General features: G+C 73.1%; 26 protein-coding genes. 6 read left to right on the forward strand and 20 right to left on the reverse strand.

Annotated elements, in window-relative coordinates; all coding sequences use genetic code 11:
• Window positions 1–24: 24 nt before the first annotated feature.
• From ACIGO6_RS13560 to ACIGO6_RS13605, 10 genes are all read right to left on the reverse strand, one after another.
• Window positions 25–699: a response regulator gene (locus ACIGO6_RS13560; protein ID WP_399875173.1), complete on the reverse strand. Its 675-nt coding sequence runs from the start codon at window positions 697–699 to the stop codon at window positions 25–27.
• Window positions 696–2,045, reverse strand: coding sequence for a sensor histidine kinase (locus tag ACIGO6_RS13565; RefSeq protein ID WP_399875175.1), 1,350 nt, complete (start codon window positions 2,043–2,045; stop codon window positions 696–698). Before ACIGO6_RS13565 ends, ACIGO6_RS13560 begins: the two co-directional genes overlap by 4 nt.
• Before the next feature lie 125 nt (window positions 2,046–2,170).
• Entirely contained in the window at window positions 2,171–2,857 is a 687-nt protein-coding gene (locus ACIGO6_RS13570) for a response regulator (protein ID WP_399875177.1), read from the reverse strand.
• Window positions 2,854–4,263 carry a sensor histidine kinase gene (locus ACIGO6_RS13575; RefSeq protein ID WP_399875179.1) on the reverse strand — a complete coding sequence of 470 codons (1,410 nt, stop codon included), beginning with the start codon at window positions 4,261–4,263 and terminating at the stop codon, window positions 2,854–2,856. The genes ACIGO6_RS13570 and ACIGO6_RS13575 overlap by 4 nt, the downstream gene beginning before the upstream one ends.
• 34 nt (window positions 4,264–4,297) lie before the next feature.
• The gene (locus tag ACIGO6_RS13580) at window positions 4,298–5,620 is read right to left on the reverse strand and encodes an acyltransferase (protein WP_399875181.1); all 1,323 of its coding nucleotides are present in this window, start codon (window positions 5,618–5,620) and stop codon (window positions 4,298–4,300) included.
• Window positions 5,613–6,614, reverse strand: coding sequence for an alpha/beta hydrolase (locus tag ACIGO6_RS13585; RefSeq protein ID WP_399875182.1), 1,002 nt, complete (start codon window positions 6,612–6,614; stop codon window positions 5,613–5,615). Before ACIGO6_RS13585 ends, ACIGO6_RS13580 begins: the two co-directional genes overlap by 8 nt.
• 178 nt (window positions 6,615–6,792) lie before the next feature.
• Window positions 6,793–7,695: an alpha/beta hydrolase gene (locus ACIGO6_RS13590; RefSeq protein WP_399875184.1), complete on the reverse strand. Its 903-nt coding sequence runs from the start codon at window positions 7,693–7,695 to the stop codon at window positions 6,793–6,795.
• A 161-nt stretch (window positions 7,696–7,856) separates the two neighbouring features.
• Window positions 7,857–8,183: a hypothetical protein gene (locus tag ACIGO6_RS13595; RefSeq protein ID WP_399875185.1), complete on the reverse strand. Its 327-nt coding sequence runs from the start codon at window positions 8,181–8,183 to the stop codon at window positions 7,857–7,859.
• 54 nt (window positions 8,184–8,237) lie between these two features.
• Window positions 8,238–9,437, reverse strand: a complete 1,200-nt coding sequence (gene kynU / locus ACIGO6_RS13600) for a kynureninase (RefSeq protein WP_399875187.1) — start codon at window positions 9,435–9,437, stop codon at window positions 8,238–8,240.
• Window positions 9,430–10,287, reverse strand: coding sequence for a tryptophan 2,3-dioxygenase (locus ACIGO6_RS13605; RefSeq protein ID WP_399875189.1), 858 nt, complete (start codon window positions 10,285–10,287; stop codon window positions 9,430–9,432). The genes kynU and ACIGO6_RS13605 overlap by 8 nt, the downstream gene beginning before the upstream one ends.
• Window positions 10,288–10,528: 241 nt before the next feature.
• Between ACIGO6_RS13605 and ACIGO6_RS13610 the strand changes: the two genes are divergently transcribed.
• The 3 genes from ACIGO6_RS13610 to ACIGO6_RS13620 all read left to right on the forward strand — a co-directional run bounded on the left by ACIGO6_RS13610 (window position 10,529) and on the right by ACIGO6_RS13620 (window position 13,142).
• Window positions 10,529–11,548, forward strand: coding sequence for a hypothetical protein (locus ACIGO6_RS13610; protein WP_399875191.1), 1,020 nt, complete (start codon window positions 10,529–10,531; stop codon window positions 11,546–11,548).
• A gap of 13 nt (window positions 11,549–11,561) precedes the next feature.
• Window positions 11,562–12,644, forward strand: coding sequence for a hypothetical protein (locus ACIGO6_RS13615; RefSeq protein WP_399875193.1), 1,083 nt, complete (start codon window positions 11,562–11,564; stop codon window positions 12,642–12,644).
• An 84-nt stretch (window positions 12,645–12,728) separates the two neighbouring features.
• The gene (locus tag ACIGO6_RS13620) at window positions 12,729–13,142 is read left to right on the forward strand and encodes a DUF3151 domain-containing protein (RefSeq protein WP_399875195.1); all 414 of its coding nucleotides are present in this window, start codon (window positions 12,729–12,731) and stop codon (window positions 13,140–13,142) included.
• 70 nt (window positions 13,143–13,212) lie between these two features.
• On the opposite strand, the gene fbaA is transcribed toward ACIGO6_RS13620, so the two are convergent.
• The 6 genes from fbaA to ACIGO6_RS13650 all read right to left on the reverse strand — a co-directional run bounded on the left by fbaA (window position 13,213) and on the right by ACIGO6_RS13650 (window position 18,586).
• Window positions 13,213–14,244, reverse strand: a complete 1,032-nt coding sequence (gene fbaA, locus ACIGO6_RS13625) for a class II fructose-bisphosphate aldolase (protein WP_399875197.1) — start codon at window positions 14,242–14,244, stop codon at window positions 13,213–13,215.
• Between the two features lie 168 nt (window positions 14,245–14,412).
• Window positions 14,413–14,961 (reverse strand): orotate phosphoribosyltransferase, encoded by a 549-nt coding sequence (gene pyrE, locus ACIGO6_RS13630; RefSeq protein WP_399875199.1) that lies wholly within the window; start codon window positions 14,959–14,961, stop codon window positions 14,413–14,415.
• A gap of 10 nt (window positions 14,962–14,971) precedes the next feature.
• Window positions 14,972–15,760 (reverse strand): aldose 1-epimerase, encoded by a 789-nt coding sequence (locus ACIGO6_RS13635; RefSeq protein WP_399875201.1) that lies wholly within the window; start codon window positions 15,758–15,760, stop codon window positions 14,972–14,974.
• Window positions 15,761–15,817: 57 nt separating this feature from the next.
• Complete coding sequence (locus tag ACIGO6_RS13640) at window positions 15,818–16,615, reverse strand: SRPBCC domain-containing protein (protein WP_399875203.1); 798 nt, start codon at window positions 16,613–16,615, stop codon at window positions 15,818–15,820.
• A 52-nt stretch (window positions 16,616–16,667) separates the two neighbouring features.
• Window positions 16,668–17,405 carry a response regulator gene (locus tag ACIGO6_RS13645; protein ID WP_399875205.1) on the reverse strand — a complete coding sequence of 246 codons (738 nt, stop codon included), beginning with the start codon at window positions 17,403–17,405 and terminating at the stop codon, window positions 16,668–16,670.
• On the reverse strand, window positions 17,402–18,586 hold the full coding sequence (locus tag ACIGO6_RS13650; RefSeq protein WP_399875207.1) for a sensor histidine kinase: 1,185 nt from the start codon (window positions 18,584–18,586) through the stop codon (window positions 17,402–17,404). Before ACIGO6_RS13650 ends, ACIGO6_RS13645 begins: the two co-directional genes overlap by 4 nt.
• Window positions 18,587–18,916: 330 nt before the next feature.
• On the opposite strand from ACIGO6_RS13650, the gene ACIGO6_RS13655 reads away from it, so the two are divergent.
• Window positions 18,917–19,492, forward strand: a complete 576-nt coding sequence (locus tag ACIGO6_RS13655; RefSeq protein WP_399875209.1) for an IS607 family transposase — start codon at window positions 18,917–18,919, stop codon at window positions 19,490–19,492.
• Complete coding sequence (locus ACIGO6_RS13660; RefSeq protein WP_399875211.1) at window positions 19,485–21,113, forward strand: IS200/IS605 family accessory protein TnpB-related protein; 1,629 nt, start codon at window positions 19,485–19,487, stop codon at window positions 21,111–21,113. The genes ACIGO6_RS13655 and ACIGO6_RS13660 overlap by 8 nt, the downstream gene beginning before the upstream one ends.
• Before the next feature lie 6 nt (window positions 21,114–21,119).
• Here ACIGO6_RS13660 and ACIGO6_RS13665 read toward each other — a convergent pair whose 3' ends face one another.
• The 3 genes from ACIGO6_RS13665 to ACIGO6_RS13675 form a co-directional block, all read right to left on the reverse strand.
• The gene (locus tag ACIGO6_RS13665) at window positions 21,120–22,808 is read right to left on the reverse strand and encodes a polyamine aminopropyltransferase (RefSeq protein WP_399875213.1); all 1,689 of its coding nucleotides are present in this window, start codon (window positions 22,806–22,808) and stop codon (window positions 21,120–21,122) included.
• Window positions 22,809–22,931: 123 nt separating this feature from the next.
• Window positions 22,932–23,468: a DUF2617 family protein gene (locus tag ACIGO6_RS13670; protein WP_399875215.1), complete on the reverse strand. Its 537-nt coding sequence runs from the start codon at window positions 23,466–23,468 to the stop codon at window positions 22,932–22,934.
• A gap of 400 nt (window positions 23,469–23,868) precedes the next feature.
• Window positions 23,869–24,150, reverse strand: a complete 282-nt coding sequence (locus tag ACIGO6_RS13675; RefSeq protein ID WP_399875217.1) for a hypothetical protein — start codon at window positions 24,148–24,150, stop codon at window positions 23,869–23,871.
• Window positions 24,151–24,311: 161 nt separating this feature from the next.
• On the opposite strand from ACIGO6_RS13675, the gene ACIGO6_RS13680 reads away from it, so the two are divergent.
• Window positions 24,312–25,502: a pyridoxal phosphate-dependent aminotransferase gene (locus tag ACIGO6_RS13680; RefSeq protein ID WP_399875218.1), complete on the forward strand. Its 1,191-nt coding sequence runs from the start codon at window positions 24,312–24,314 to the stop codon at window positions 25,500–25,502.
• A 69-nt stretch (window positions 25,503–25,571) separates the two neighbouring features.
• Here ACIGO6_RS13680 and ACIGO6_RS13685 read toward each other — a convergent pair whose 3' ends face one another.
• Entirely contained in the window at window positions 25,572–26,105 is a 534-nt protein-coding gene (locus ACIGO6_RS13685; protein ID WP_399875220.1) for a YbjN domain-containing protein, read from the reverse strand.
• Window positions 26,106–26,205 lie beyond the last annotated feature (100 nt).

Here is a 26,205-nt window from a genome sequence, read left to right on the forward strand (position 1 = left end):
CCCATAGTCCTGGCCCGGTGGCGGTCAGCCCGGGGTCACCAGCCGGGCCTCGTAGGCGAAGACCGCGGCCTGTGTGCGGTCCCGCAGGCCCAGCTTCACCAGGATCCGGCTGACGTGCGTCTTGATCGTCGACTCGGCGACCACCAGGCGCTCGGCGATCTCCGAGTTGGACAGGCCCTGCGCGATCAGCACCAGCACCTCCGTCTCCCGCTCGGTCAGGTCGCCGTACGCCCCCTGCGCCGAGGACATCAGGCGCGGGCCGTCGGACAGCTTCGAGAACTCGGTGATCAGACGCTTGGTGACCGAGGGGGCCAGGAGGGCCTCTCCGGCCGCCACCACGCGGACCCCGTCGGCCAGCCGGCGGGCCGAGGCGTCCTTGAGCAGGAAGCCGGAGGCACCCGCGCGCAGCGCCTGGTACACGTACTCGTCGAGGTCGAAGGTGGTGAGGACGAGGACCTTCGCCGCGCCGTCGGCGGCGACGATCTCCCTGGTCGCCTCGATGCCGTTCAGCTCGGGCATGCGGATGTCCATCAGGACGACGTCCGGAGCGAGTTCACGGACCTTCGCCACGGCCTCCCGGCCGTTGACCGCCTCGCCGACGACCTCGATGCCCGGCATCGCGTTGAGCAGCACCGAGAAGCCCTCACGGACCATCATCTGGTCATCGGCGATCAAGACCCGGATCGTGCTGTCGGTCATGCTTCACCTTCGTTCGCAACCGCCGTGACCGGCAGGAACACCGCCACCTCGTAGCCACCCTCGTCGGTGGGGCCGGCCGTCATCTCGCCGCTCAGCATCGAGACGCGCTCGCGCATGCCGGTGATGCCGTGCCCGGCGCCGGGCGAGGGCTTGACCAAGGAGGGCTCGGGCATCGGGCCGTTGACGATTCTGAGGCCCAAACCACCCAGGACGTAGGAGACCTCGACGCGGGCGGGGGCGCCGGGCGCGTGCCGCAGCGAGTTGCTCAGCGCCTCCTGCACGATCCGGTACGCCGACAGCTCCACTCCGGGCGGCAGCTCACGCACCGCGCCCGTCACCGCCTTGTCGACCGTCAGGCCCGCGTCCCGCACGTTGGCCAGCAGTGCGTCCAGGTCGGCGAGGGTGGGCTGCGGGGCGTCCGGAGCCTCGTAGTCCTCGGCGCGGACGACGCCGAGGACACGGCGCAGTTCGGTGAGGGCCGCGACCGCGTTCTCCCGGATGGTGACGAAGGCGCGCTCCAGCTCCTCCGGCGGGTTCTCCACCCGGTAGGGCGCGGCCTCCGCCTGGATCGCGACCACGGACATGTGATGGGCCACCACGTCGTGCAGCTCGCGGGCGATGGTGGTGCGCTCCTCCAGGAGGGTGCGCCGGGACCGCTCGTGCGCCGTGACCGTTTCCTGGGCGGTCACCTGCTGACGGGCGTCGCGCCGGATCTGCCAGACCGCGACCACGAGCAGGGCGAAGGCGGTGAGCACCAGCAGCGGAGTGGCATTGCTGCCGTAGTGACCCCCGCCCCAGAAGGACTCGTTGATGAAGCCGTACGCCGCGGTCAGGGCCCACATCCACGCGGCCGTCCGGGGCCGGGTGCGTATCGCCACGATCACCAGCACCGCCGTGTGGCACAGGAACGCGCCGGGCCGCCACGGCCAGTCCCCCCAGTCGCTGCCGAGCAGCGCGACCAAGGGGGTCGCTGCCATGGACATCCAGAAGGCACCGACCGGCCGGACCAGTGTGGCCAGCACCGGGACCGCGCACACCAGCCCGGTCAGCAGGGTCAGCGCGCCGTCGCTCCCGCTGTCGACCAGGCCGCCGTAGAAGCACAGCAGCGCGACGGCGGCCACCGCCGCGTAGGGAAGGCGGGCCGCGTGCGCCCGCAGCCGGCCGGGAAGGCGGCGGGCCAGCGGGCCGTCCGTGGCCATGCGGGGCATCGGACGGTAGGCGAAGGCCTCGTGGAACAGGTCCTCGCGCAGTCCGCTCAGCGCGCCCACGGCCAGCCGGTACTCGGGGCTGCGGGGCCCGCTTCCGTCTCCGGGGGGCACGGTCCTCGTCTGGGTCGTCTCGGTCACGTCGGCAACGGTAGGCGGAGCCGGGGTACACCGTCGTCACCAGTGAGAGGGGTCCTTCGGTATCCGTCTCAGGTACTACGGGTCCCGGCACCGGCCCGGGTGCTGACCGGTCCGGTACCCGTCCGTCAGTACCCGGACGGTCTCACCAGACCCGACTCGTAGGCGAACACCGCCGCCTGTGTGCGGTCCCGGAGGCCCAGCTTCACCAGGATCCGGCCCACATGGGTCTTCACCGTCTGCTCCGCGACCACCAGGCGCCGGGCGATCTCCGCGTTCGACAGGCCCTGGGCGATCAGGGCGAGCACCTCGGTCTCCCGCTCGGTCAGGTCGCCGACGCGGGCCTTCAGCGGAGCGCGGGGCCGGTCGTCCAGCCGGGAGAACTCGGCGATCAGCCGCCGGGTGACACCCGGCGCGAGCAGCGCGTCCCCCGCCGCCACCACCCGGACCGCCTCGGCGAGCTGGTCGGCGGACGCGTCCTTCAGCAGGAACCCGGACGCGCCGGCCCGCAACGCCTCGTACACGTACTCGTCGAGGTCGAAGGTGGTCAGCACCAGCACTCTGATCTCCGGGGTCGCCCCGGTGATGCGGCGGGTGGCCTCGATGCCGCCGAGCTCGGGCATGCGGATGTCCATCAGGACGACGTCCGGGGCCAGCTCGGCGACCTTGGCCACGGCGTCCAGACCGTCCACCGCCTGCCCGATCACCTCGATGTCGGGCTGGGTGTTGAGCAGCACGGTGAAACCCTGCCGGACCATCTGCTGGTCGTCGGCGATCAGTACGCGGATCACACGGCCGTTGCCGCTGGTCGTCATGGAGTGTCGTCCTCGGTGATGGGGTGGGTGGACCGATCGCCGTCGGTGGCATCGGTGGCATCGGTGGCATCGGTGGCATCGGCCGGCAGGAACGCGGCCACCTGATAGCCGCCGTCCGGCAGGGGCTGCGCCGTGAGGCTGCCGTCGAGCATCGCGACCCGTTCTCGCATACCGAGCAGCCCGTGCCCCGCCCCCTGCGACGGCGGCGGGGTCCGCGACGGTCGGGTGTTGGAGACCTCCACGCGCAGCCCGATCGGAAGATGCGTGAGGTGGACGCGGGCGGTCGCGCCGGGGGCGTGCCGCAGGACGTTGCTCAGCGCCTCCTGCACGATCCTGTACGCCGACAGCTCCACGCCGGGCGGCAGGGGTCTGCGCGCCCCGCTCGTCCCGGTCGTGACGGTCAGTCCGGCGGCCCGGGTGTTCTCCACCAACGCGTCCAGCCGGTCCAGCGTGGGCTGCGGGGCGTGCGGGGCGGTGCCCGACGTGTCGGAGGTGCCGGCGATGCCCGCGGCGCCGGCGGTGCCGGACGCGTCCGGTGCCTCGGGGTGTTCGGAGCGGAGCACGCCGAGCACCCGGCGCAGCTCGGTGAGGGCCTCCAGCGCGTTCTGCCGGATGCCCGCGAGGTTCTCCTTCAGCTCGTCCGGCGGGTTCTCGACGAGGTGGGGGGCGACCTGGGCCTGGATGGAGATCACGGACATGTGGTGGGCGACCACGTCGTGCAGCTCGCGGGCGATGCGGCTGCGCTCCTCCAGCAGGGTGCGCCGGGCTCTCTCCTCGGCGGTGAGCGAGGTCTGCTGGGCGAGTTCCGTGCGCGCCTCGCGGCGTCCGCGCAGGGCGGTGCCCAGGAGCACGACGACCGCGAACAGGATGACGGCGAGCTGGCCGGTCGGCTGGTAGTCCAGCCCGCCCACGACGCCCTGGACGAGGTAGGTGGTGAGCGCGGTCAGCGCCAGCGCCTCCGCGGAGACCCGGGTACGGACCCGCAGGGCGAGCAGCAACAGGACGAACAGGTGCGCGATCAGCCCGGCGGCCGTCCAGGGCCAGGTGAACCTGTCGCCCCCCACGACCATCTCGGCCCGCACGGCCAAGGCCCCCACCAGCATGGCCGCCGTCGACAGCCACCAGGCCGCGACCGGCCGCCACAGCGCGAACACCATCGCGCCGGCCTGGGCGAGGGCGATCAGGAAGGCGAACCCGGGGTCGACCCCGCCGTTGTCATTGAGCTGAGCCGCGTCACCGAGCAGCACGCCCAGGGCGGCCAGACAGACGACCCCGTGCGGGAACCAGCGCAGCCACACCGACGGTGGCAGCGGGTCCGCCCGCCAGGTCCACAGGTCGTCGTGCAGCACCCGCAGCACGCGCTCCACCCGACCGCCCGTGAGCACCCGCCGGCTTCCCTTCGGCATCACGCGGCTCCCCCCTCGCATCACCCGGCCCACCCTAGACATGACCTGCACCCGCCGCCCTCGTCCGGCCCCGCGGGTGATGGGCCCGGACGACCCGGGACCGGCGCCCGCCACCGCGCTCCCAGGAGCGGAACGCGGCCCAGCAGCCGGTCAGGACCAGAGCGAACACCGGGAGCCAGACGAGCCGGGCCGCGACCCAGCCCAGGCCGTCGGGGATCGTGTGCAGGCCGGGCAGCCGGCCGACGAGGAGGCCGGTGGCCGTGGTCGCCATCAGGGCCGTCTGGTGCCACAGGAAGATCGTCATCGCGGAGAGATTGACCAGCGCGACCGCCGCCCACGGGACGGGCCGCCGCATCACGCGGCGCAACCGCTCGCGCAGCAGCAGGGCGAGGCCGCACTGGGCCAGGCCGAAGGTGACGGCGGCCAGCGTCGGCGGGTTGAGGTTGGAGACCGCGGCGCCCGGGACGCCGACCATGGACGCCGGGTAGCCGGCCCAGGCGACGAGTGCCGCCGTCGCCGCCGTGCCTCCGGCGAGCAGGATCCAGCCGGCGCGGCGGCGGTCCAGTTCGCCGCGGGTCCAGGCGGCGCCGAGGGTGTAGGGGACCAGCCAGCCGGCGGCAAGATTGATCCAGCCGAGCCAGGACGGGGCGCCGAAGCCGAAGCGCAGCAGGTCGACGTGGAGGACGACGACCAGCGGCCACAGCGGGTGCAGCCGGGACAGCAGCGGCGTCGCCGCGGTCAGTACGGCGAAGACCAACAGGAACCACAGCGGGGACAGGGCCAGCTTCACCAGCGTGTGGACCGTCACGAACTCCGCGCCCGTCAGCAACAGCAGCGCCGCCGTCACCGTCCACAGGGTGAGGACGGCCGCGACCGGGCGGAACAGCCGGGACAGCCGGGCGGACAGCCAGCGGCCGTAGGACGTGCCGCGGGCGCGGGCCGACGCATGGCCCCGGGTGGCGACATGGCCACCGACCAGGAAGAACACGGCGAGGGTCTGGAAGACCCAGGAGATCGGGGCCAGCCAGGGCATGTCCCGCAGGGGGCTGGCCGCGTGCAGGCTGTTGCCGTCGGCGACCAGGGCCGTCACCAGCCAGTGGCCGAGGACCACGCCGAGGATGGCGAAGGCGCGCAGGGCGTCGACGGCCCGGTCCCGCTCCGCCGGGGTGGCGGCGTCGATCCGGACGGCAGCGCGGCGCAGGCCGTGCAGGGGGCCGTGCGGCGGTACCGGCCGTCTCTCCGACTGTGTCTCCGGCGCCTCCCGCGTCGCCGGGTTCGGCCGCGCCGCCCCGGTCTCCGCCGCCCGGGTCTCCGTCGGCGCTCGTGTCGCCCCCGACACTCGTGTCGCGTCAGTCATGGGTCACCTCCGTGGTCTCGCCCAGGGCGATGCGGGCCAGGTTCGTCAGGGAGACGGAGCCGGCGTCGAAGTAGTCGCTGTGGCCGCCGTCGCCGGCCGCGAAGGTGCGGGCGCCGAAGTCCGGGGAGACCGGGTCGGTGCCGAAGCCGACGGTGGTGCCGAAGAGGTCGGCACTGAGGTGCGGCACGTGCTCCACCCAGTCGTCGCCGCCCCGCGCCGCCCAGATCCGGGCGTCGGTGTGCAGGCCCGCGGCGGAGTCGGCGCCGGTGCCCGGGCTGCCGACCAGGGCGATGTCGGCGACGTCCAGGCCGTCGGCGGCGCGGGCGCAGACGACCGAGCCGTAGGAGTGGCAGAGAAGGGAGAGGCGGGTGCCGGGGCCCGTGGTTCCGCGCAGGGCGTCGACCAGCGCGCGCAGTTTCGGGGCGGCCCGGTCGGCGCGGTCGGTGGTGGCGACCGTCGTGCTGACGGTGCCCGGCGTCTCGTAGCCCAGCCAGGCCACGACGGCGACCGAGGTGCCCTCGGGCGCGTCGGCGAGGAGCTGCCGGTGCAGGGCGAGAGCCGCGGCGCGGAACCGGCCGTACGTGTCGAGACTCGTGTCGGAGCCCGGGACCAGGACGGCGACGCGGTCGGCGGGGGCCAGATCGCCGAAGACCTCCGTGGCCAGTCCGGCGCCCCGGCCGTCGAAGGCCAGGAGATGCCGCGAGGGGTCGGCCAGCGCGCGGTCCGCCGCCGCGCGGCGCCGGTCTCCGTGGGCGGCGGCCATCCGGGACGCCTCCGCCGCGTTGGCCCGGTTGGCGGCGTACGCCTGCGCCAGCGTGCCGGCCGTCGGGGCGGCGAGCGCTGCGGGGGCCGGGGCGGGGGTCTCGGGCCGCGCGGCACCGGAGAGAGGAAGGACCACCGCACCACAGATGAGCGCGGCGAGGGCGGTGCGGCGCAATCTGCTCACGCCCCGCCGCCAACGTACCGTCGTCCCCGGCCTCGTCCCCGGCCCCATGGCCTCTCCCCCTCCAGCACGCCGCCCATCGGGCTTGTCTGGAAGGAAAGTTATGGATCGCGCGAAGTAACCCGCGTCCCGCCAGGGAACTCACCTGCGAAGTAGCTCTCAGGTACTACGGGTACGACCGGGACGCAGTCAGCAGGGCGACTGCACGATCAGCAGGGCGACTGCACGATCAGTAGGCCAGCTGCGCGATCTCCTCCGCCACCACCGCGCACGCGTCCGCCGCCGGGTCGATGAGCGGGAAGTGGCCGACGTCCTCCAGCAGCGTCACGCCCACCATCTCCCCGGCCTTCGCCGCCGCGTCCGCGTACGCCTCGGCGACCGCCTGCGGAACATCGACGTCGGCCCGGCCCTGGACGAGAGTGGTGGCGATGCCGGTGGGCAGCAGCAGCGCCGGGTCGGCATACGGGCGGCGCTCGGCGAAGAACCGACCTCCACCGAGGAGTTGACGGGCCGCACCGCCGCACACGTCCAGCTTCCCGGCGACCTCGAAGTCGGCGATCGGCGCGAGGGCGACCACACCGCGCAGGGGCGCCGGACGGTCCAGGCGCCAGGGGGCGTCGGCGGGCAGCACGTGCCGGGCGGCGGCCCACAGGGCGAGATGGCCGCCCGCGGAGTGGCCGGTGAGCACCAGACGGCGCAGGTCGGCCCCCGGGAGGTGCTGCCGGACCAGCGCGGGCAGCGCGTCGAGCGCGGCGGCCACGTCGTCGAAGGTGTCGGGCCAGCGCCCCGCGACGGGGCCGCCCCCGTCGCCGCCCTCACCGGTGTCCTCCGCACCGCGCCGGTACTCCACGCTCGCCACGGCGAAGCCCCGACGGGCCAGGAAACCGGCGAACGGGCTGACGTGGCGCCGGTCGTACGGCGCCCGCCACGAGCCTCCGTGCAGGACCACCACAACAGGGGCATCTCCCGCGGCTTCCGCCCCCCGCGGGACGTAGAAGTCGATCACCTGGTCGGGGTGATCGCCGTACACCGCCGTGCCGTCGGGTTCGACCGCCGGGTGCGAAAAGGCCGACTTCTCCTCCGCGGCGTTCCGCGCGGCAGCGGTGCCCGGTTCTGCGGCGGCGTCCGGCATGCTCAACCTCTCAGCGACGAAACGGTGTTGGCGGACCGGAGGAAAGGAATCGGCCGTTGGCGGGACCGTATCAGGCCGATGACGTGCACGGACATGGGGATGTCACGCAGGGTGAGGGACAGGACGGACGCCCGGACCGCCCCGTGAGGCGCACGCCCGGCCTACCCCATGAACTCGGGCCGCTCGTACGGTGTCCACCAGGCGGTCAGACCCCACACCCCCAACCCGAGCGCGGCCACGGCGACCAGTGCCGCCGCCCACGGCCGGCCCAGCAGACGCAGGCCCAGCGTCCACGCGACCACCGGCACGAGCGCGCCGCCAAGCGCCACGAGCGGCAGGTCGACGTACAGCACACTGAGGTCGCGATGCTCCTGCTCGAAGCCGCCGGTGACGCTGACGCGAGCGAGCGGCGCCCAGGTGAGCAGCGCGGTCGAGGCGCCGATCACACCGGCGAGGCATCCGGCGCAGCCACGGGTCCGGTGATCCACATGATCCACATCATCCACACCCGCGTTCACGCGCCGGAGCCCGCCACCGGTTCCTCAGCCGGTTTCGTCCAGTGTCCGCGCCAGCACCCGCGCCGCCCGCTCCACGTCCGCGAAACCGACGTACAGCGGGGTGAAGCCGAAGCGCAGCACGTCCGGGGCACGGAAGTCCCCGACCACCCCGCGCTCGATCAACCGCTTCATGACGTCACCGGCGTCGTCACAGCGCAGCGCGACCTGACTGCCCCGCTCGGCGTGCGCGGCCGGAGTCAGGGACTCCACCCGGCCGTCCGGGACGTACTCCCCGACGCAGCGCAGGAAGAAGTCCGTCAGCGCCAGGGACTTGGCCCGCACCGCCGCCACCGAGACCGCCTCCTCGTCCCACACGTCCAGCGCCGCCTCCAGGGCGAGCATGGAGAGGATGTCCGGCGTGCCGACCCGGCCCCGCAGCGCACCGGAGGCCGGGGCGTACGCGGGCCGCATGCCGAAGGGCTCGGCGTGCGAGTTCCAGCCCGGCAGCGGGGAGTCGAAGCGGTCCTGGAGGTCACGGCGCACGTACAGGTACGCGGGCGAACCGGGGCCGCCGTTGAGGTACTTGTAGGTGCAGCCGACCGCCAGGTCGACGCCGTGTTCGTCCAGCCCGACCGGCAGGGCGCCCGCGCTGTGGCACAGGTCCCAGACGGCGTACGCCCCCGCCGCGTGCACCGCGGCCGTGAGCGCGGGCAGGTCGTGCAGCCGGCCCGTGCGGTAGTCGACGTGGTTGAGGAGCACGGCCGCCGTACGCTCCCCCAGCGCCGACGGCACCTCGGCCGGGGCCACCGGGCGCAGGGTGCACCCCGTCATCCGGGCGGCCGACTCGGCGATGTACCCGTCCGTGGGGAAGGTGGTGACATCGACGAGGATCTCGTCCCGCCCCTCACCCGCCATCCGGACCGCCGCGACGAGTGCCTTGAAGACGTTCACGCTGGTCGAGTCGCCCACGACGACCTGCCCGGCGGCCGCCCCCACCAGCGGGGCGATCCGGTCGCCGATCCGCTCGGGCGCGGTCCACCAGCCGCTCTCCTCCCAGGACCGGATGCGCAGCTCGCCCCACTGCCGGCGTACGACGTCCTCCACGCGCGCGGGGACGCCGGCCGGGAGGGCGCCGAGCGAATTGCCGTCCAGATAGACGACGTCGTCCAGGACGAACCGCTCACGCAGCGCCGCCAGCTCGTCGGCGGCGTCCAGTGCCTCGGCCGTGTCGATGAGCTCAGACATAGGACCGCGCCGTCCACAGCTCGGGGAACACGTTGTTCCGGGCCCGCTTCTCCAGCCAGGCCACCCCGGCCGAGCCGCCCGTACCCGTCTTGGAGCCCATCGCGCGGCGGGTGGCCACCAGGTGGTCGTTGCGCCAGCGCCAGACCAGTTCCGCGACGTCGGTGAGCGCCTCGCCGAGGCGGGCCAGCTCGCCGTTCTGGTCGCCGGAGTACACGGCCGTCCAGGCGGCCTCCACCTCGGGCGCCGCCTCGTACTTCTGGGTGACGTCACGCCGGAGCACGGCGTCCGGGATGTCGTACCCGCGCCGGGCGAGCAGCCGGACCACCTCGTCGTACAGGCTCGGCTCGTGCAGCGCCTTCTCCAGCTCGGCGTGGACGCGCGGGGCGCCGCGGTGCGGGACGAGCATCGACGCGGACTTGTCGCCGAGCAGGAACTCCATACGGCGGTACATCGCCGACTGGAAGCCGGAACCCTCGCCGAGAGCGCCGCGGTACGAGTTGAACTGGGCCGGCGTGAGGCCCGCGAGCGGCGTCCAGGAGGCGTTCAGCGCCTCCAGCTCCCGCACCGAACGCTTGAGCGCGTCGGTCGCCACCTGGATGCGGTCCTCGCGCAGGGCGCCGGCCGCCGTCTCCCACTCGTGGACGATGACGGTGAACCACAGCTCCATCACCTGGGTGGTGACCAGGAAGACCATCTCTCCGGGATCGTCGGAGAGGGTGTGCTGCAGATGGGTGAGAACGTCCGCTTTGACGTAGTCCTCGTAGGGGGTCGTGCCCGCGAAGTCGAGGCTCGGCGTGTCCGGCTCGCTGTCCTGCGAGGGCGCGTGCGCGGGCGTGGGATCAGAGGACATCGCTGTCTCCGTGTCTACGTGCTGCCGGGTAGCGGTCCGCCCCTTCCTCTCCGGCAACAGGGCCCCGGTCCCCTCAGGCCCGGCACCGACCGGACCCACCTCGAATGATGCGTGGTGAATCGGAAGAGGGCAAGGTCGGTGGAAGGGCCCCGAGGCCGGGTGGCGGCGGACCAGGGGCGGCGTGGGGCGGTCCCTGCGGCGTGTGTCACGATCTCCCCCGACCTGTGGGGGGTGTTGCTGTATGGCGCAGGAGGTTGCGCTGCGGCCGGTGGTGGATCCGGCCCTCGAGGACGCGGAGCGCGCGCTGCTGGAGGGGTCCGCCGACGGACTCTTCCCGGCCACGCTGCCGCTGCCCGAGGAGCCGGGGCTGGGCGGCCGTACCAAGGCGGACATCTGGACGGCCCTGGGGGCCTCCGCGGTGTGCGCGCTACTGCCGGTGACGATCCTGTGGGCGCTGATCGGCGTGTGGCCCGGCCTGGCCGTCGGGCTCGCGGCGCAGGCGGGGCTGATCTGGGTCGGGGTCCAGTTCGGGTTCGAGGCGTTCGTCCTGACCGTCGTGGGCGTGCACCTGCTGGCCTGGCTGCTGATCGTCGTCCTCGGCTGCGGGACCGACGAGCGGCAGCGGGTGGCCCGGCTGCGCCACGGCCGCTACTACCTGGCCGAGGACTTCGGCGACGACTCCCTGCGCGAGCTGCTGGGCCACTCGCCGCTGCGCCGGATGGAGCGCGCCCAGGCCGCCGTGACGGCGGTGCTCCAGTCGCAGGTCGACCGGGTCGGGCTGCTGGACGACATCGCCAACGACGTGACGCTGCCGGCCCAGCAGTACGAGATCGCCCAGCGCCTGGCCGAGCTGACCCGGTTGGCGCGGAAGGTGCGCACCGCTGCCGGGGACGCCTCCGGCTCGCGGGTGGAGGAGGTGCTGCGGAGGCAGCGGCAGGCGCTGCGGCTGTCGTCGAGCGCGCTGGAGGAGCGGGTGGAGGCGCTGGAGCGGTACGCCGAGAACACCCGCGCGGCGGACGCGGCGTACCGCGAGTGGGAGGCCGTACGGGAGCTGGAGCAACTCGGCGAGGACATGCACGAGCTGGTGGTGAACACGGTGCGGGACGAGCTGGCCGTCGCCGAGATCGAGGGGCTCGCCGACCGGTCCCGGCTCCAGGACCTGCACCGGGTGCTGGACGAGGCGCGGGAGGCGGGGCTGCTGGCCACGCGGTTCGCCGACGAGCCGGCCGACCGCCGGTCCGGCGACAGCGGCCGGGCGTGAGGGGGAGGACGACATGACGCAGACATCCCAGCCGAGACGCGAGTTCCACTCCGGCCGCGGCAGGAAGATCTTCGACCGGATCCCGGGCGGGTTCTACCTGGTCGGCGCCCTGGTGATCCTCTTCGAGGTGGTCACGCTCGGCGCGGTGGGCCTGGCCCTGGCCGTCGGCGACCCGAGCGACGACGGGGCATCCCCGGACAAGGAGTCCCAGCGGGTCGAGGTCACCTACATCGCCACGGGCGACCACCCCTCGGTGGACCTCACCGTCGGGGAGGCGGACAGCCACGTGCCCTACGGGGTCGTCATCCTGCCGTACCGCAAGACCGTCACGCTGGCAGCGGGCGCCGACTTCTATCTGGACGTCAGAAGCCGCGAGGACCAGGAAGGGGGCACCCTCACGTGCACCGTGCTGGTCGACGGCAAGGTGGTCCAGCAGGCGCACAGCACACCGGACTCCTCGTCCGCCACCTGCGCGGGCAGCACCGCGGACGCCCCGCAGCGGGGCATCCCCGTGCCCACTCTCACCCCCGGCGCCTCCCCGCTGCCCGAGGAGCGGCGGCTCACCGGGACCGTCGAGGTGCCGGACTACCCGGGCGAGGGCTCGCCGGTCATCGGCACCGTCACGGACTCCTCCCTGGAATACGCGGAGCTGGGCGGCACGTGGGACCGGAGCAAGACGCTGGATCCGGTCTTCGACGGCTTCACCCGCAAGCAGGAGGGGCGCCAGCGCGCACTCGTGAAGTCCACGCAGGTCGACGAGGACATCATGGCCGCGGCCGGCGGCACCGGGGAGCTGCGGGGCGTGGCGGGCGCGGTGATGGACGAGCGGCGGCGCTACGAGTACCCCCGGGACCAGGCGATCCTGGTCGACGTCGCCTCGCAGCCGCTGAAGGTCGACGGGCACGACGCCTGGCTGCTGGTCAGCGAAATCCACTTCCACAAGCGCGGGGTGCCGTCCACGATGGACCTGAACGCGGTCCTAGTGGTCGACACCGGGCGGGTCCGTCCCTCGGTGCTGTGGGTCGTACTGCCGGAGACGAACAAGAAGCTCTGGCCGGACCTCAACACTCTGGTCGCATCCGTCCAGGTCCGCTGACCTGCGCCGATACGGGACGGGCCCGGGCGCGCGACGCGTCCCGGGCCCGTCCCGTACTCCGCGCCGGATGGCAGACTGGAACCCATGGCAACTCACGAGAACCTGCTCGGCGGACCGGAGCCGACCCACCTCCCCGACGACCCCGGACCGCGTGACCTCCTCGCGGGCGGCGCCGACCCGTCGGAGGTCGCCGCCCGGTTCCCCGCGTCGTCCCTGGCCTGGGCGCAGCTCGCGGACGGGGCCTTCGAGGCCGGCCGGACGGTCGAGTCGTACGCGTACGCGCGCACCGGCTACCACCGCGGCCTGGACTCCCTGCGCCGCAGCGGCTGGCGCGGCCACGGCCCGGTGCCGTGGGAGCACGAGCCGAACCGCGGCTTCCTGCGCTCCCTGCACGCCCTCGCCCGCGCGGCGCAGGCGATCGGGGAGACCGAGGAGTACGAACGCTGCTCGCAGTTCCTGAAGGACAGCTCGCCGACGGCGGCGCAGACTCTGTCCTGACGCCTTCCCCGAGCGTACGACGAAGGGCCCGGCACCTCGCGAGGTGCCGGGCCCTTCGCACGGAGCGGGACTACTTGATCTTCTGGCCGGCGGACCGCAGGTGACCGCAGGCCTCGACGACGCGCGCGGCCATGCCGGCCTCGGCCAGCTTGCCCCAGGTGCGCGGGTCGTAGGTCTTCTTGTTGCCGACCTCGCCGTCGACCTTCAGGACACCGTCGTAGTTGCGGAACATGTGGTCCACGACCGGACGCGTGAAGGCGTACTGGGTGTCCGTGTCGATGTTCATCTTGACCACGCCGTTCTCCAGCGCGGTCGCGATCTCCTGCTCGGTGGAGCCGGAGCCGCCGTGGAAGACGAAGTTGAACGGCTTGCTGCCGGCCGGCTGGCCGTACTTGGCGGCGATGCCCTCGTTCAGCTCCTTGAGCAGCTCGGGGCGGAGCACGACGTTGCCCGGCTTGTACACACCGTGCACGTTGCCGAAGGACGCGGCGAGCAGGTAGCGGCCCTTCTCGCCCAGGCCGAGGGCCTCGACGGTGCGGATCGCGTCGTCGACCGTCGTGTAGAGGGAGTCGTTGATCTCGTGGGAGACGCCGTCCTCCTCGCCGCCGGTCGGGGTGATCTCGACCTCGAGGATGATCTTGGCGGCGCGGGCGCGCTCCAGGAGCTCCTCGGCGATGGACAGGTTGTCGGACAGGGTCTCGGCGGAGCCGTCCCACATGTGCGACTGGAAGAGCGGGTTGCGGCCGGCCTTGACGCGCTCCTCGGAGACCGCCAGCAGCGGACGGACGTACCCGTCGAGCTTGTCCTTCGGGCAGTGGTCCGTGTGCAGGGCGACGGTGACGTCGTACTTCTCGGCGACGATGTGCGCGAACTCGGCGAGGGCGACGGCGCCGGTCACCATGTCCTTGTTGTGCTGGCCGCCCAGGAACTCGGCGCCGCCGGTGGAGATCTGGACGATGCCGTCGCTCTCCGCCTCCGCGAAACCGCGCAGGGCCGCGTGCAGCGTCTGGGAGGAGGTCACGTTGATGGCCGGGTAGGCGAACTTTCCTGCCTTCGCCCGGTCCAGCATCTCGTTGTAGACCTCGGGAGTTGCGATGGGCATCTGTCCGCTCCTTGTATGTGCGGGTGGGCGTGATACGTGCTTCGGCCCTGACCTAGACCATGGGGGGCGACGTCATCGTCGGCCCCATCCTTCCAGACGAAACGGGATACTCCGAGTGGACGTCCGTCCCCCGGACCGCCCGGACCGTCCCCGGTCCGGGAGGGGGCCTCAGTCGAGGCCCAGCTCGTCCTTGTCGTACGCGTACAGGTACGGCACCCCGGCGCCGTCCTGGATCTTCTCGGCGGCGCCCGTCGCCCGGTCGACGATCGTCGCGACGGCCACGACCTCGGCACCGGCCTCACGCACGGCCTCGACGGCGGTGAGCGGGGAGCCGCCGGTGGTGGAGGTGTCCTCGACGACCAGGACGCGGCGGCCCTTGATGTCCGGGCCCTCGACGCGGCGCTGCAGGCCGTGCGCCTTGGCGGCCTTGCGGACGACGAAGGCGTCCAGCTTGCGGCCCCGCGCGGCGGCGGCGTGCAGCATGCTCGCGGCCACCGGGTCGGCGCCCATGGTCAGCCCGCCCACCGCGTCGAAGTCGAGGTCGGCGGTCAGGTCGAGCAGCACCTGCCCGACCAGCGGCGCGGCCTCGCCGTCCAGGGTGATGCGGCGCAGGTCGACGTAGTAGTCGGCCTCGAGACCCGAGGAGAGGGTCACCTTGCCGTGCACCACGGCCTTGTCCTTGATCTGCTGCAGCAGCGCCGCACGTACGTCCGTCATGCCCACCAGCTTAGAGCCGGGTCCAGCGCCAGGTGGTGGTGGCCTCCAGCGGCTCCAGGGGCGTGACCAGGCGCGGGAGGGTGTTCAGGCCGTTGGGCGGCCCGGTCTGCGGCTCCACGCAGACGGCAGCCTCCTGCTCGTCGTAGACCACGGCCCACTGCTCGGGGCTGGTCACCTTCAGCTCCAGCCGCTCCGGCCAGGTGAGGGTGACGTCGACGCCGTCCGGCATGCCGAAGCAGTCGTCCCAGGGGCCCGGCTTCGGGGCGACCCGGTTGCCGGTGGGCAGGTGGTCGTCGCCGCGCTCCTCCTGCCAGGCGGGGTCGAAGGCGATCGTCACGTCCGCGCCGTCGAGGGTGCGGTTGAACCAGGGGTGCCACCCGATCTGCGCCGGGAAGGACGACTCGTACGTCTCCACGGACATCGTCAGCGTCAGCGCGTCCCCGGCGAGCGCGATCACCTGGGTGACCCGGCCGGAGTAGGGCCACGGGTCGACGAGGTCGTACGTGATGACGGCCTCGTCCGCGGCGACGCGGGCGGTGCGCCAGGCGCCGTCGCGGGCGGTGCCGTGGATGGCGTGCGGCGGGGAGTTGAGGGGCATCCGGTGGACCACGGCGCCGTCGCTGAAGCGGCCCTCGCGGATGCGTCCGCACCAGGGGACCATCGGGAAGCAGCCGTAGCGCTCGCCCTGGCGGAGCAGTTCCGTGCCGCCGACGCGGAGCCCGCCGATCCGGCCGCCGTTGCCCGGCAGCACGGTCGCCTCCGCGTCACCCGCGGTCAGCGTGATGGGTTCGTTACTCACGCCATGACCCTACTGGGGCGATCAACGGTGCCCCACCCGATGGGCCGGGGGGGCGGTTCAGTGGCGCCTGCGCAGCGCGCGGCCCACCACGATCGCCGACGCCACGGCCAGCGCGGCCGCCGGGGCCGCCCAGCGCAGGGGGGTGGCGGGCCCGGTCGTCTGGGGCGCGGGGACGGGGGCGTACCGGCCGCGCGGCGGGGCGTGGTCCACCTCCTCGGCGCTGCGGCCGATCATCGTGCGGCGCGCGTGCGCGGCCTCGGCGGGGGGTTCGGTGTCCGCGTCCGCCGCCATGTCCGCGTCCGTGTCCGCGAGGGAGGACGGCGGGACCTCGGTGTCGAAGACGGACGTGTGCCGCGGCTCCGCCTCCGCATCCGCCTCGGGCTGCTCCTGCTTCTGCTCCTGTTGCTCCTGCCGCTGTTGCTCCTGCCGCTGCTCCGCCGCCGTGCCCAGGTTCTGCGCGAAGCGGGTCAGCAGCCGGGTCGCCGACGACGTCACCGCGTCCGCCGACAGCTCCGTGACCCGTCCCTCCGCCGTGGCCGTCCCGGCGACCACCAGCGTGCAGCCGCCGTCGGCGTCCGCCACGCGGAAGGTGAGCGCGAGCGTCACCTTGCCGCTGCCGCGCGACTCGGTGGCGGCGCCCTCGACGGCGTACGCCCCGTCGTCGCGCGCGGACACGCGCAGGGAGCCCCGGTAGGTGATGGAGTGGCTGCCGACACGCACCTTCAGCCGTCCCGCGACGGGCTCGGCGCCGGCGTCCTGCTGGAGCCCCGGAACCGCCCGGGCGACCCGGACGGGGTCGGCCAGCACGTCCCTGAGCCGCTCGGCCGGTACCGGAACGAACACCTCATGCTCCATGTCACGCCACCCTACCCAGCGGGCGCCCGCCGCACCCCCCGTCGGCACAAAGTCACCCGCCGCCTCCCGCGCCCCGCGGCGTCACCAGTCCCGTCTCGTACGCCATCACCACCGCCTGCGCCCTGCTGGTCAGGCCCAGCTTGGTCATCGTGCGGTTGAGGTGGGTCTTCACCGTGGCCTCGCTGATGAACAGGCGGTCGGCGGCCTCGGCGTTGCTCAGACCGCGGGCGACGAGTTTCAGGACCTCGGCCTCGCGGGTGGTCAGCGTCGTCAGGCCGGGCGGCGGTCCGGCGTCCGACGGGTCGGGCCGGCTCACGTCCGACAGGTGTGTGAACGCCTCCACCAGGCGCCGGGTGACCGCGGGGGCGAACAGCGCGTCGCCGCCGTGCACCGCGGTGACCGCGGCCAGCAGCCGCTCGGGGCCGGCGTCCTTGAGCAGGAAGCCGGAGGCGCCGGCGCGCAGGGCCCCGTACACGTACTCGTCGAGGTCGAAGGTGGTCAGGACCAGGACGCGGGGCGCGGGGTCCACCGCCTCGGCGAGGATCCGCTCGGTGGCCTGGATGCCGGTCATGCCGGGCATGCGGATGTCCATCAGGACGACGTCCGGCCGGGTCCGCGCGGCCAGGGCCACCGCCTCGGCGCCGTCGGCCGCCTCGCCGACGACCTGCATCCCGGGGGCGGCGCGCAGCAGCGCGGCCAGTCCGCTGCGGACGAGGAACTGGTCGTCGACGACCAGCAGTCTGATCGTGCCGTCTGTCGGGCGGTCTGTCGGGCGGTCTGCGTCGGTCATTCCCTGCCGGCGTCTCCCCGGCGTGCGGTCTGTACCGGCGTCGGCAGGGTCAGGCGCACGCCGAATCCCCCCTCGCTGCGCGGGCCGACGACGATCGTCCCGCCGTAGAGCTTGGCCCGCTCCCGCATCCCGATCAAGCCGTGGCCGCCGCGCTCGGGGATTGTGGCCGAATCCACCCCCTCCCGCTGCCCGGCCCCCGGGCCGCCCCCGTGCCCGTCGTCGGTCACCGACACCGTCATCTCACCCGCGCGGTAGGCGAGTTCGACGGACGCCTGCGCGCCGGGCGCGTGCTTGAGCACGTTGGTCAGGGCCTCCTGCACCACCCGGTACACGCACAGTTGCACGCCGGGCGGCAGGGCGCGCGGAGTGCCCGTGACGCGCAGTTCCACGCCCACGCCACCGGCACGCACCCGGGTGACCATCTCGTCGAGCTGGTCGAGGCCGGGCGCGGGGGCGCCGTCCGCGCCCTGGACGCCGTCGGCGCGCAACAGGCCGAGCATCCGGCGCAGTTCGGCGAGGGCCTCGCCGCTGGCCCCCTCGATGGCGTCCAGGGCGTCGCGCGCGGTGCGGGCGTCGGAGTGGAAGACGAATCGGGCCAGTCCGGCCTGCACGTTGATGACGGCGATGTGGTGGGCGACCACGTCGTGCAGCTCACGGGCGATCCGCACGCGCTCCCCGGCCACCTCGCGCCGGGCGCGTTCGGCCTGTTCGGCACGGACCTGCAAGGTGAGTTCGGCGGTCCGGCGGGCGACGTAGCCGAACCGCCACAGCACCAGGGGGAAGCCCAGGGCCTGTCCGACGACCGACGCCATCGCCTCGGCGTCGCTGACCACTCCGGCGTAGATCCAGACGCCGGCGAGCAGGGCCGCGCAGGCGGCGGCGGTGCGGGTGGGGCGCAGGGAGGCCACGGTGTAGACGGCGAGCATGGGGCCGAAGGAGCCGACGACCGGCCAGTAGCCGAGGGTGACGTAGACCGCCCAGCAGGCGTGGACGGCGAGGCAGACGGCGACCGGGGCGCGGGTGCGCAGGGCGAGCGGGAGGCTCAGCAGGGCGACGAGCGTCCAGGCGAGCGGGTCGAGCGCGGGCCACCCCTGGGCGACGGCCTCGGTGCCGAGCAGGACGGCCACGGTCGTCAGCGCCGCGGCGATCAGGCCGTCGGCGGCCAGCGGGTGCAGGCGCATCACCGCAGCGTAGGTCCGGTCGCCGGGCGGCGGCGTCATCCTTCCGCCGTACCGCGGAAGTTGCAGGAACCGGTCGGCCTACCGCGCAGGGTTGGCTTCCGTATCCACCCACCGCGGGATTCGGGGCGGGCGGAGCGGTCATAGGTTCTCGGTGCGAACGATCCACAGGGGGTGGGGCGGCCCGTCCGTACCCGGGGGAGGGGCGGGCCGCCGCACGGGGTCGTACGACGTGACGAGGGGAGAGACGGGCACGGCGGGGGCTCTACCTGCTGGTCCTCGACGTCGGGTGAGTGAGCGTAACCATGTATGAGTGAGTGTCGTTGTCAGTGCGTGAATCTGACGGAATGGGCGAAGACGCAGGGCGTGCATCCGCAGACCGCGTATCGCTGGTTCCGGGAGGGGATCTTGCCGGTACCGGCTCAGCGGGTCGGGCCGCGCACAATCCTGGTGAACATCGACGCGAACACCACGCCCGGGGCCGTCGGCGGTCTGGGCCTGTATGCCCGTGTGTCCTCGCACGGGCAGCAGAGTGATCTGGAACGCCAGGTGGCTCGGCTGTCGGCGTGGGCGGTCAAGGCCGGTCACCGAGTCGTTCGTGTCGAGGCGGAGATCGCTTCCGGTGTGAACGGCTGCCGTTCCAAGGCCCGCCGTCTGCTGGCCGACCCACACGTGACCTGTGTGGTGGTCGAGCACAAGGACCGGCTCGGCCGGATGAACGTCGAGCTTGTCGAGGCCGCTTTATCCGCGACGGGCCGTCGCCTGCTGGTGCTGGACGAGGGTGAGGTCGAAGACGACCTGGTGCGGGACACCGTGGAGGTGCTGACCTCGTTCTGTGCCCGCCTGTACGGGCGCAGGTCAGCGAAGAACCGCGCCCGCAAGGCACTGGAAGCCGCCGAACATGGCTGACCCCCGCCCGATCGCCGCACCGTTCGTCGCTCCCGGACCGTCCGGTTTGGCAGTACGTACCAGGCTCAAGGACCTCACGGCCGAGGATGACAAGGTTCTGCGCTTGGTGGGCGCGCACCTGGGCTCGCTCGCCTCGAAGGACCTCAAAGCGCGTTGCATGGACGGCCTGGAGCACTCCACCGAGTCATGGGCGGTCCGTAAGCGGGATCTGACGGTCGAGTCGTCGTCCCGGTGGGCCGGGTCGATCACGAAGGCCACGCATGACCAGTGGGCACTCGCCCGGCGCGGCCAGGCCGCACACGTACAGTCCCTCGAAGCCGGTATCACGACGATCCGGCGCCGGCTGTCGCTGCCGGTCGGCCAGAAGGGCACGAAGCGGGCACCGGGCGGCTACCGCTGTGCGCACGAGTGGTTCCACAAGACGCGACGGCTGCAGGTGCTGGAGGGCCGCCTCGAGCAGGTCCGGGCCGACCGGGAAGCGGGCCGGGTGCATGTCGTGCGGGGCGGCAAACGTCTGCTGGGCGCCCGCCACCACCTCGACAAGGCGGAACCGGCCGAGGCCGAGTGGCGTGAGCGGTGGGAAGCCGAGCGCTGGTTCCTGAAGGCAGACGGCGAGTCGGGGAAGAGGTTCGGCAACGAGACGATCCGCATCACGCCCGAGGGCGAAGTGTCGATCAAGCTCCCGGCCCCGCTCGCCGGCCTGGCGAACGCCAGGCACGGCCGGTACGTACTCGCCGCGCAGGTGCGGTTCCCTCACCGGGGGCAGGAGTGGGCCGACCGTGTGGAGGCCAACCGTGCGGTGGCCTACCGCATCCACTACGACACGAGGCGCGGGCGCTGGTATGTGGACGCCTCCTGGCAGATCCCACCCACCCGGACCATCCCCCTGGAAGCTGCCCTCACCGATGGCGTGATCGGCGTGGACACCAATGCCGACCACCTCGCCGCATGGTGCCTGGACACGCACGGCAACCCGACCGGCCGGCCACGCCGGTTCCTCTACGACCTGTCCGGCAACACCCAGCACCGCGACGCCCAGATCCGGCACGCCCTCACGCAGTTGCTGCACTGGGCCAAGACCTGCGGCGTCAAGGCCATCGCGGTCGAAGACCTCGACTTCCAGGCCGAGAAAACCAGAGAGAAGTACGGGAACAAGCGCCGATTCCGGCAGCTGATCTCCGGCATGCCGACCGGCAGGCTCCGCGCCCGGCTGACGTCCATGGCCGACGCCACAGGTATCGCAATCATCGCCGTGGACCCCGCCTACACCAGCAAGTGGGGCGCCCAGCACTGGCAAAAGCCCACGGCCGGCCCCACCCGTAAGACCACCCGGCACGATGCCGCGAGCATCGCGATCGGACGACGCGCCCAGGGACACCCGATCCGGCGACGGACGACACCGCCCCGTGCACACCAGAGCGATGTGCACGGGCATCGGACCGTCCAGGCCGACCGGCGTGCCCCTGGGCGCGAGGGACCCCGCCCCCGCATCCCCGGACCACGGACACGATCCGTGCCGCCGGACGCGGCGAGTACGCGGGCGACCAGGACATCCAAAACCGTTCGGGATGTCCGCAGCGTGCAGGAATGGGTCCAAGACTCACTCCTGCCCACTGATTAGGAACGGTCAGTAGCGCGGGTGCACCAGCGTCGAGGGCGGCAGGCCGGGGATCCGGGTGCGGGACGCGGCGCGGGCGTCCCGGGCCAGGGAGCCGGGCGTGAGGGTGTGCGGACGGGGGGCCGTCGGGTCGAGGCGCAGGGTGGGGCGCTTACGCGCGGCCAGGAGGAAGCCCCAGTCACGGGGGGCGTGGGGGGTGGCGGCCGTGCGGTCGGGGCCCGGCGCGAAGCCGGCGTCGCGGGCGCCGACGCGGTAGGCGGCGGTGGGCAGGCCGGCCGCGCGGAGCGTGGCGTCCACCGTCCAGAAGGCGCGGGGGCGGGCGGAGACCGGGCCCGCGTGGACCACCAGCCGCCCGTCGGGGGCGAGCACCCGCCGCAGCAGGCCGTAGAACTCCTGCGAGTACAGCTTGGTGCTGGCCGTGATGCCCGGGTCGGGCAGGTCGGAGATCACCACGTCGTACGTCGCGGTGGACGTCGCGCGCATGCGGCGGAAGGCGTCCGCCGTGGTGACGTGGAGCCGGGCGTCGCCGTAGGCGTGCTCGTTCAGCGTGGACAGGCCGGGGTCGTGCCGGGCCAGCCGGGCCAGCCCGGGGTCGACCTCGACGACGTCGACCCGCCGCACGTCCGGGTGGCGCAGCACCTCCCGGGCGGCGAGGCCGTCACCGCCGCCGAGGATCAGCACGCGCGCGTGGGGGCCGCTCATGGCGGGGTGCACCAGCGCCTCGTGGTAGCGCCGCTCGTCGCTGCCGGAGACCCGGAGCCGGCCGTCCAGGAACAGGTCGAGGGACCGCCCGTCGGTGTCACCGGTGAGGACGACCTCCTGCACGTCGGTCCGGACGGCCACGCGGACCTCCTGGCCGTACACGGCGTGCCGGGCGGCGCGTTCGAAGTCGTCGGCGAGGACGGTCGCCGTACCCAGGAGTGCCAGCACGACGGCGTTGGCGGTCAGCAGCAGCCAGCGGGCCCGGCGGGTCAGGTCCCGCCGGAACAGCCCCAGGACCAGGGCGGCGCCGACGACCGCGTTGACGGTGCCGGTGAGCAGCGCGCCGGTGAGCTGGCCGAGGAAGGGCAGCAGGACGAAGGGGAAGGCGAGGCCGCCGACGAGCGCGCCGACGTAGTCCGCGGCGAACAGGTCGGCGACGGCGCCGCCCGGGTCCTGGCGGCGGACGCGCTGGATCAGCTCCATCAGCAGCGGCACCTCGGCGCCGATCAGCACGCCGATGGTGAGCGAGAAGGCGACCAGCAGGATGCGCGGGCCGTCGGCCCACAGGCCGCCCCAGCCGCCGGTCCAGGCGAAGCAGGCGTACAGCACCATGGCGCTGGAGCCGCCGACGAGGGCGAGGACCGCCTCGACCGCGCCGAAGCCGGCCGCGGCCAGGCGGCGCAGCCGTTTGGCGGCGAGCGAGCCGAGGCCCATCGCGAAGACCATGACGGACAGGACGACGGACGCCTGGGTGACCGAGTCGCCGATCAGGTACGAGGCGAGGGCGACGAGTTCGAGTTCGTACACGAGCCCGCACGCCGCGCAGACGAACACGCCCGCCAGGACCAGGAACCGCCCGACGCCCGGCCGTACGGGCAGCCGCGCCGGACCTCCGGGACGGGCGGGACCTCCGGGACGGGCGGGGCCGGCCGGGCCGCCGGAACCGCCCCAGGACGGCGGAGTGCCGGACGGGGCGGGAGCGTGCTGTTCGATCACGCAGTGACGTTACGTCACTCCCGCACTGCGCTTCGTCACCCACACGTGTGAAACTGACGATCCGTTGGGCGGCGCAGGTTTACCCGGCGGTTCGCCCCACGGCCCGCCCGGGGTGCGCCCCGCTCACACCCCGGAGGGGCTGAGCTGCGCCGTCGGCACCCGGACGCCCACCCGGGTGCGGGTCGACACCAGCTGGCCGTCCTGCGGATAGGCGTGCCAGGTGCGCCAGTGCACCTGCCCCTCGTGCCGGTGGGCCAGCAGCGCCGTGAAGGCGTGCGGGCTGCCCGGGAAGACGCCGGCCAGGCCGTGCGGATGGTCGGCGACCAGGGCGAGCAGTTCCTGGGCGCGGCCGGCGAAGGAGCCGGGCGTCAGCACCTCCACCCGGGCGGCGAACTCGTACTCCCAGTCGCCCACCCGCTTGGCGACGCCCAGCGGGAGCGGGGTGCTGCTGCCGGCGATGCACGCCACCGTCTCCGAACAGCTGCCCCGTTCCTCCTCGAGCAGGACTTGGTGGGAGGCGCCGAGGAGTCTCAGCTGCAGCTTCGCGCTCGTCAGTTCGAGGTCCAGACTGGCGAGCGCGGGCAGCGGCTCGCGCCCCAGGGCCCAGGCGAGGTCGTCGGCGCGCGTGTCGGTGTAGGCGGTTTTCAGGGTCGTGAGCATGGATCGGCTCCGCAAGCACACAAGAAGAAGGAGGGTGTGGGACCTGCGCGCCCCGGTCACGGCCGGGGGTGCGGCCCGGTCAGCCCAGTCGGCCGGTCTGGAGGGGGGTCAACAGGTCGTCCGAGGGGCTGCGTTGGTGATGGAGAGGGAATCACGAACGGTGGCGCCGCCACAGCTTTTTTACCCAACTTCGTGCGGTTTCCATCCCTCAGAGGGCTCCTCAGCTCAACTGTTCAACCAGGGCGCACATCCCGACCGCAATGCGCGCGCCGGAGCGCGAGAGCGCCCGCCGGGTGTGATTCCCGGCGGGCGCTCGTGGTGGGACGCGGGGCCCGCTCCCAGGCGCGGGCCCCCGTGGCGGGGATGCGGTTCCCCCTGGATGGAGCTCGGCTGCCCCGTGTCAGCCGCCTCCACCGCATCCGCCGCCACCGCCCCCTCCCCCGCAGGACGACCCGCCTCCGCAGGACGAGCCGCCACCGCAGGAGTGGCTCGAGTGGTGTCCGCCCGAGGACGACCCGCTGTCCCCGGCCCACCAGCTGCCGCTGGCGCTGCTGCTGCCGCCGCCCCCGCTCGCCGACCGCCGGCCGCCCCTCCTGCGGACGGCGGGCGAGGCACGCCGGCTCACCACGACCGCCCTGATCACCAGGGCCGCGACCACGATCAGGATGATGCCGATCACCATGGCGTCACCCTCCTTCCGTCCCCGGGCGCACGCGCCCGGAAGGTCCCCCGAAGCGCCCCCCGTTGGGTGCCTCGCTCGTTGCGTGAACGGGAGATGCCCCTCGCCGCCACGCCCCAAAGCAGAGTTGAGGAACTCCAGAGCTTCGGCGCAGGATGACCGCCATGACCCCCATGAGCTCCAGTGCCCGCCCCCTCCTGAACCGCCGGCTCGCCGAGTTCGGGACGACGATCTTCGCCGAGATGTCCGCCCTGGCCGTGCGGACCGGGGCGATCAACCTGGGCCAGGGCTTCCCGGACACCGACGGCCCCGAGGAGATCCGGGAGGCCGCCGTACGGGCGCTGCGCGACGGACGCGGCAACCAGTACCCGCCGGGCCCCGGCGTCCCCGAGCTGCGCGCCGCCGTCGCCGACCACCAGCGCCGCCGCTACGGGCTGTCCTACGACCCGGACACCGAGGTCCTGGTCACCGCCGGCGCCACGGAGGCCATCGCCGCCGCGCTGCTGGCCCTGCTGGAGCCCGGCGACGAGGTCGTCGCCCTGGAGCCGTACTACGACTCGTACGCGGCCTGCATCGCGATGGCGGGCGGCACGCGCGTGCCGGTGACGCTGCGCCCGCACGAGGGCACGTTCCGCCTGGACCTCGACGAGCTGCGCGACGCGGTCACCGACCGCACCCGCCTGCTGCTGCTGAACACCCCGCACAACCCGACGGGCACGGTCCTGACCCGCGAGGAACTGGCGGCGGTCGCCGAGCTGGCCGTGGAGCGGGACCTGCTGGTGGTGACGGACGAGGTCTACGAGCACCTGGTCTTCGACGAGGCCGGGCACATCCCGCTGGCGACCTTCCCGGGGATGCGCGGGCGCACGGTGACCATCGGCTCGGCCGGCAAGACGTTCTCGTTCACCGGCTGGAAGGTCGGCTGGATCACCGCCGACCCCGCGCTGGTCACGGCGGTCCGCTCGGCCAAGCAGTACCTGACGTACGTGGCCTCGGGCCCCTTCCAGTACGCCGTCGCCGAGGCCCTCGCGCTGCCCGACTCCTACTTCGCCGCCTTCCGGGACGACATGCGGGCCAAGCGGGACCTGCTGGCGACGGGCCTGGAGGAGGCCGGCTTCGGCGTCTACCGCCCTGCCGGGACCTACTTCGTCACGACCGACATCCGCCCCCTCGGCGAGAGCGACGGCTTCGCCTTCTGCCGCGGCCTGCCGGAACGCGCCGGGGTCGTCGCCGTCCCCAACGCCGTCTTCTACGACCACCGGGAGGCGGGGGCCCCGTTCGTCCGCTTCGCGTTCTGCAAGCGGACGACGGTGCTGGAGGAAGCGGTGCGGCGCCTCAAGGCGCTCGCGGGGTGAAAGGCGAGAGCCCGGCCCCGGTGTCGCACCGGGGCCGGGCTCGTCGGACGGGCTGTCGGACGAGGTGGACTACTCGCCGTCCTCGTCGTCGGGCTTGTCCGCCTCGTTGACCTCCTGCTCCAGGCCGAGCTGCTCCACGAGCCACCGGTCGAACTCGATGGCGGCCCGCACCCAGCTGACCGTCGAGGAGACGAAGTGCTCCAGGCTGACGCCCATGCCGATCAGCATCTGCGCCTCGCCGATCAGGCGGACCGTGCCGTCGTCATGGGTGTGGGAGTACACCTTGGGCCACAGGGTGCGCCGGTTCCAGTCGTCGACCGACTCCAGCAGCTGCGGCTTCTCGTCGATCTGGTGGGGCCGGTCGTAGAACGTCCGCACCGAGAAGATCTGCTGGTCCCCCTCGCCGCGGAACATGAAGTACGTACGGAACTGCTCCCACGGCGCCGCGAGGTCGCCCTCGTCGTCGACGACGTACTTCAGCTCCATCTGTTCGAGGAGCTGCTTCACAAGATCCTGATCCGGGACGACGGGGCCCGCCGGTCCTTGGGGCTGCGGCTCGGGCTGGCCCCCGAAGTTCGGAATCGAGGACGGGTCGATGCTCACCGTGAATTTCCCTTCGTACGGATCTGGCCATCCTCCCCCATGCGGGGAGGGGCGTGGCAAGCCCGCCGGGATCATGTCAGCCCTGGGCTGACAGGATCCG

Origin of the sequence: Streptomyces sp. NPDC053750, assembly GCF_044544295.1 — a bacterium.
Lineage (GTDB): Bacteria > Actinomycetota > Actinomycetes > Streptomycetales > Streptomycetaceae > Streptomyces.

Coding starts and splice junctions, on each gene's coding strand:
- ACIGO6_RS13680 (WP_399875218.1), top strand. CDS start 24,312: ATGACCCCCATGAGCTCCAGTGCCCGCCCCCTCCTGAACCGCCGGCTC.
- ACIGO6_RS13585 (WP_399875182.1), bottom strand. CDS start 6,614: ATGGGGCCGGGGACGAGGCCGGGGACGACGGTACGTTGGCGGCGGGGC.
- ACIGO6_RS13560 (WP_399875173.1), bottom strand. CDS start 699: ATGACCGACAGCACGATCCGGGTCTTGATCGCCGATGACCAGATGATG.
- ACIGO6_RS13620 (WP_399875195.1), top strand. CDS start 12,729: ATGGCAACTCACGAGAACCTGCTCGGCGGACCGGAGCCGACCCACCTC.
- ACIGO6_RS13590 (WP_399875184.1), bottom strand. CDS start 7,695: ATGCCGGACGCCGCCGCAGAACCGGGCACCGCTGCCGCGCGGAACGCC.
- ACIGO6_RS13610 (WP_399875191.1), top strand. CDS start 10,529: ATGGCGCAGGAGGTTGCGCTGCGGCCGGTGGTGGATCCGGCCCTCGAG.
- ACIGO6_RS13670 (WP_399875215.1), bottom strand. CDS start 23,468: ATGCTCACGACCCTGAAAACCGCCTACACCGACACGCGCGCCGACGAC.
- kynU (WP_399875187.1), bottom strand. CDS start 9,437: ATGTCTGAGCTCATCGACACGGCCGAGGCACTGGACGCCGCCGACGAG.
- ACIGO6_RS13640 (WP_399875203.1), bottom strand. CDS start 16,615: ATGGAGCATGAGGTGTTCGTTCCGGTACCGGCCGAGCGGCTCAGGGAC.
- ACIGO6_RS13570 (WP_399875177.1), bottom strand. CDS start 2,857: ATGACGACCAGCGGCAACGGCCGTGTGATCCGCGTACTGATCGCCGAC.
- ACIGO6_RS13645 (WP_399875205.1), bottom strand. CDS start 17,405: ATGACCGACGCAGACCGCCCGACAGACCGCCCGACAGACGGCACGATC.
- ACIGO6_RS13660 (WP_399875211.1), top strand. CDS start 19,485: ATGGCTGACCCCCGCCCGATCGCCGCACCGTTCGTCGCTCCCGGACCG.
- ACIGO6_RS13615 (WP_399875193.1), top strand. CDS start 11,562: ATGACGCAGACATCCCAGCCGAGACGCGAGTTCCACTCCGGCCGCGGC.
- ACIGO6_RS13605 (WP_399875189.1), bottom strand. CDS start 10,287: ATGTCCTCTGATCCCACGCCCGCGCACGCGCCCTCGCAGGACAGCGAG.
- fbaA (WP_399875197.1), bottom strand. CDS start 14,244: ATGCCCATCGCAACTCCCGAGGTCTACAACGAGATGCTGGACCGGGCG.
- ACIGO6_RS13650 (WP_399875207.1), bottom strand. CDS start 18,586: ATGCGCCTGCACCCGCTGGCCGCCGACGGCCTGATCGCCGCGGCGCTG.
- ACIGO6_RS13675 (WP_399875217.1), bottom strand. CDS start 24,150: ATGGTGATCGGCATCATCCTGATCGTGGTCGCGGCCCTGGTGATCAGG.
- ACIGO6_RS13575 (WP_399875179.1), bottom strand. CDS start 4,263: ATGCCGAAGGGAAGCCGGCGGGTGCTCACGGGCGGTCGGGTGGAGCGC.
- ACIGO6_RS13580 (WP_399875181.1), bottom strand. CDS start 5,620: ATGACTGACGCGACACGAGTGTCGGGGGCGACACGAGCGCCGACGGAG.
- pyrE (WP_399875199.1), bottom strand. CDS start 14,961: ATGACGGACGTACGTGCGGCGCTGCTGCAGCAGATCAAGGACAAGGCC.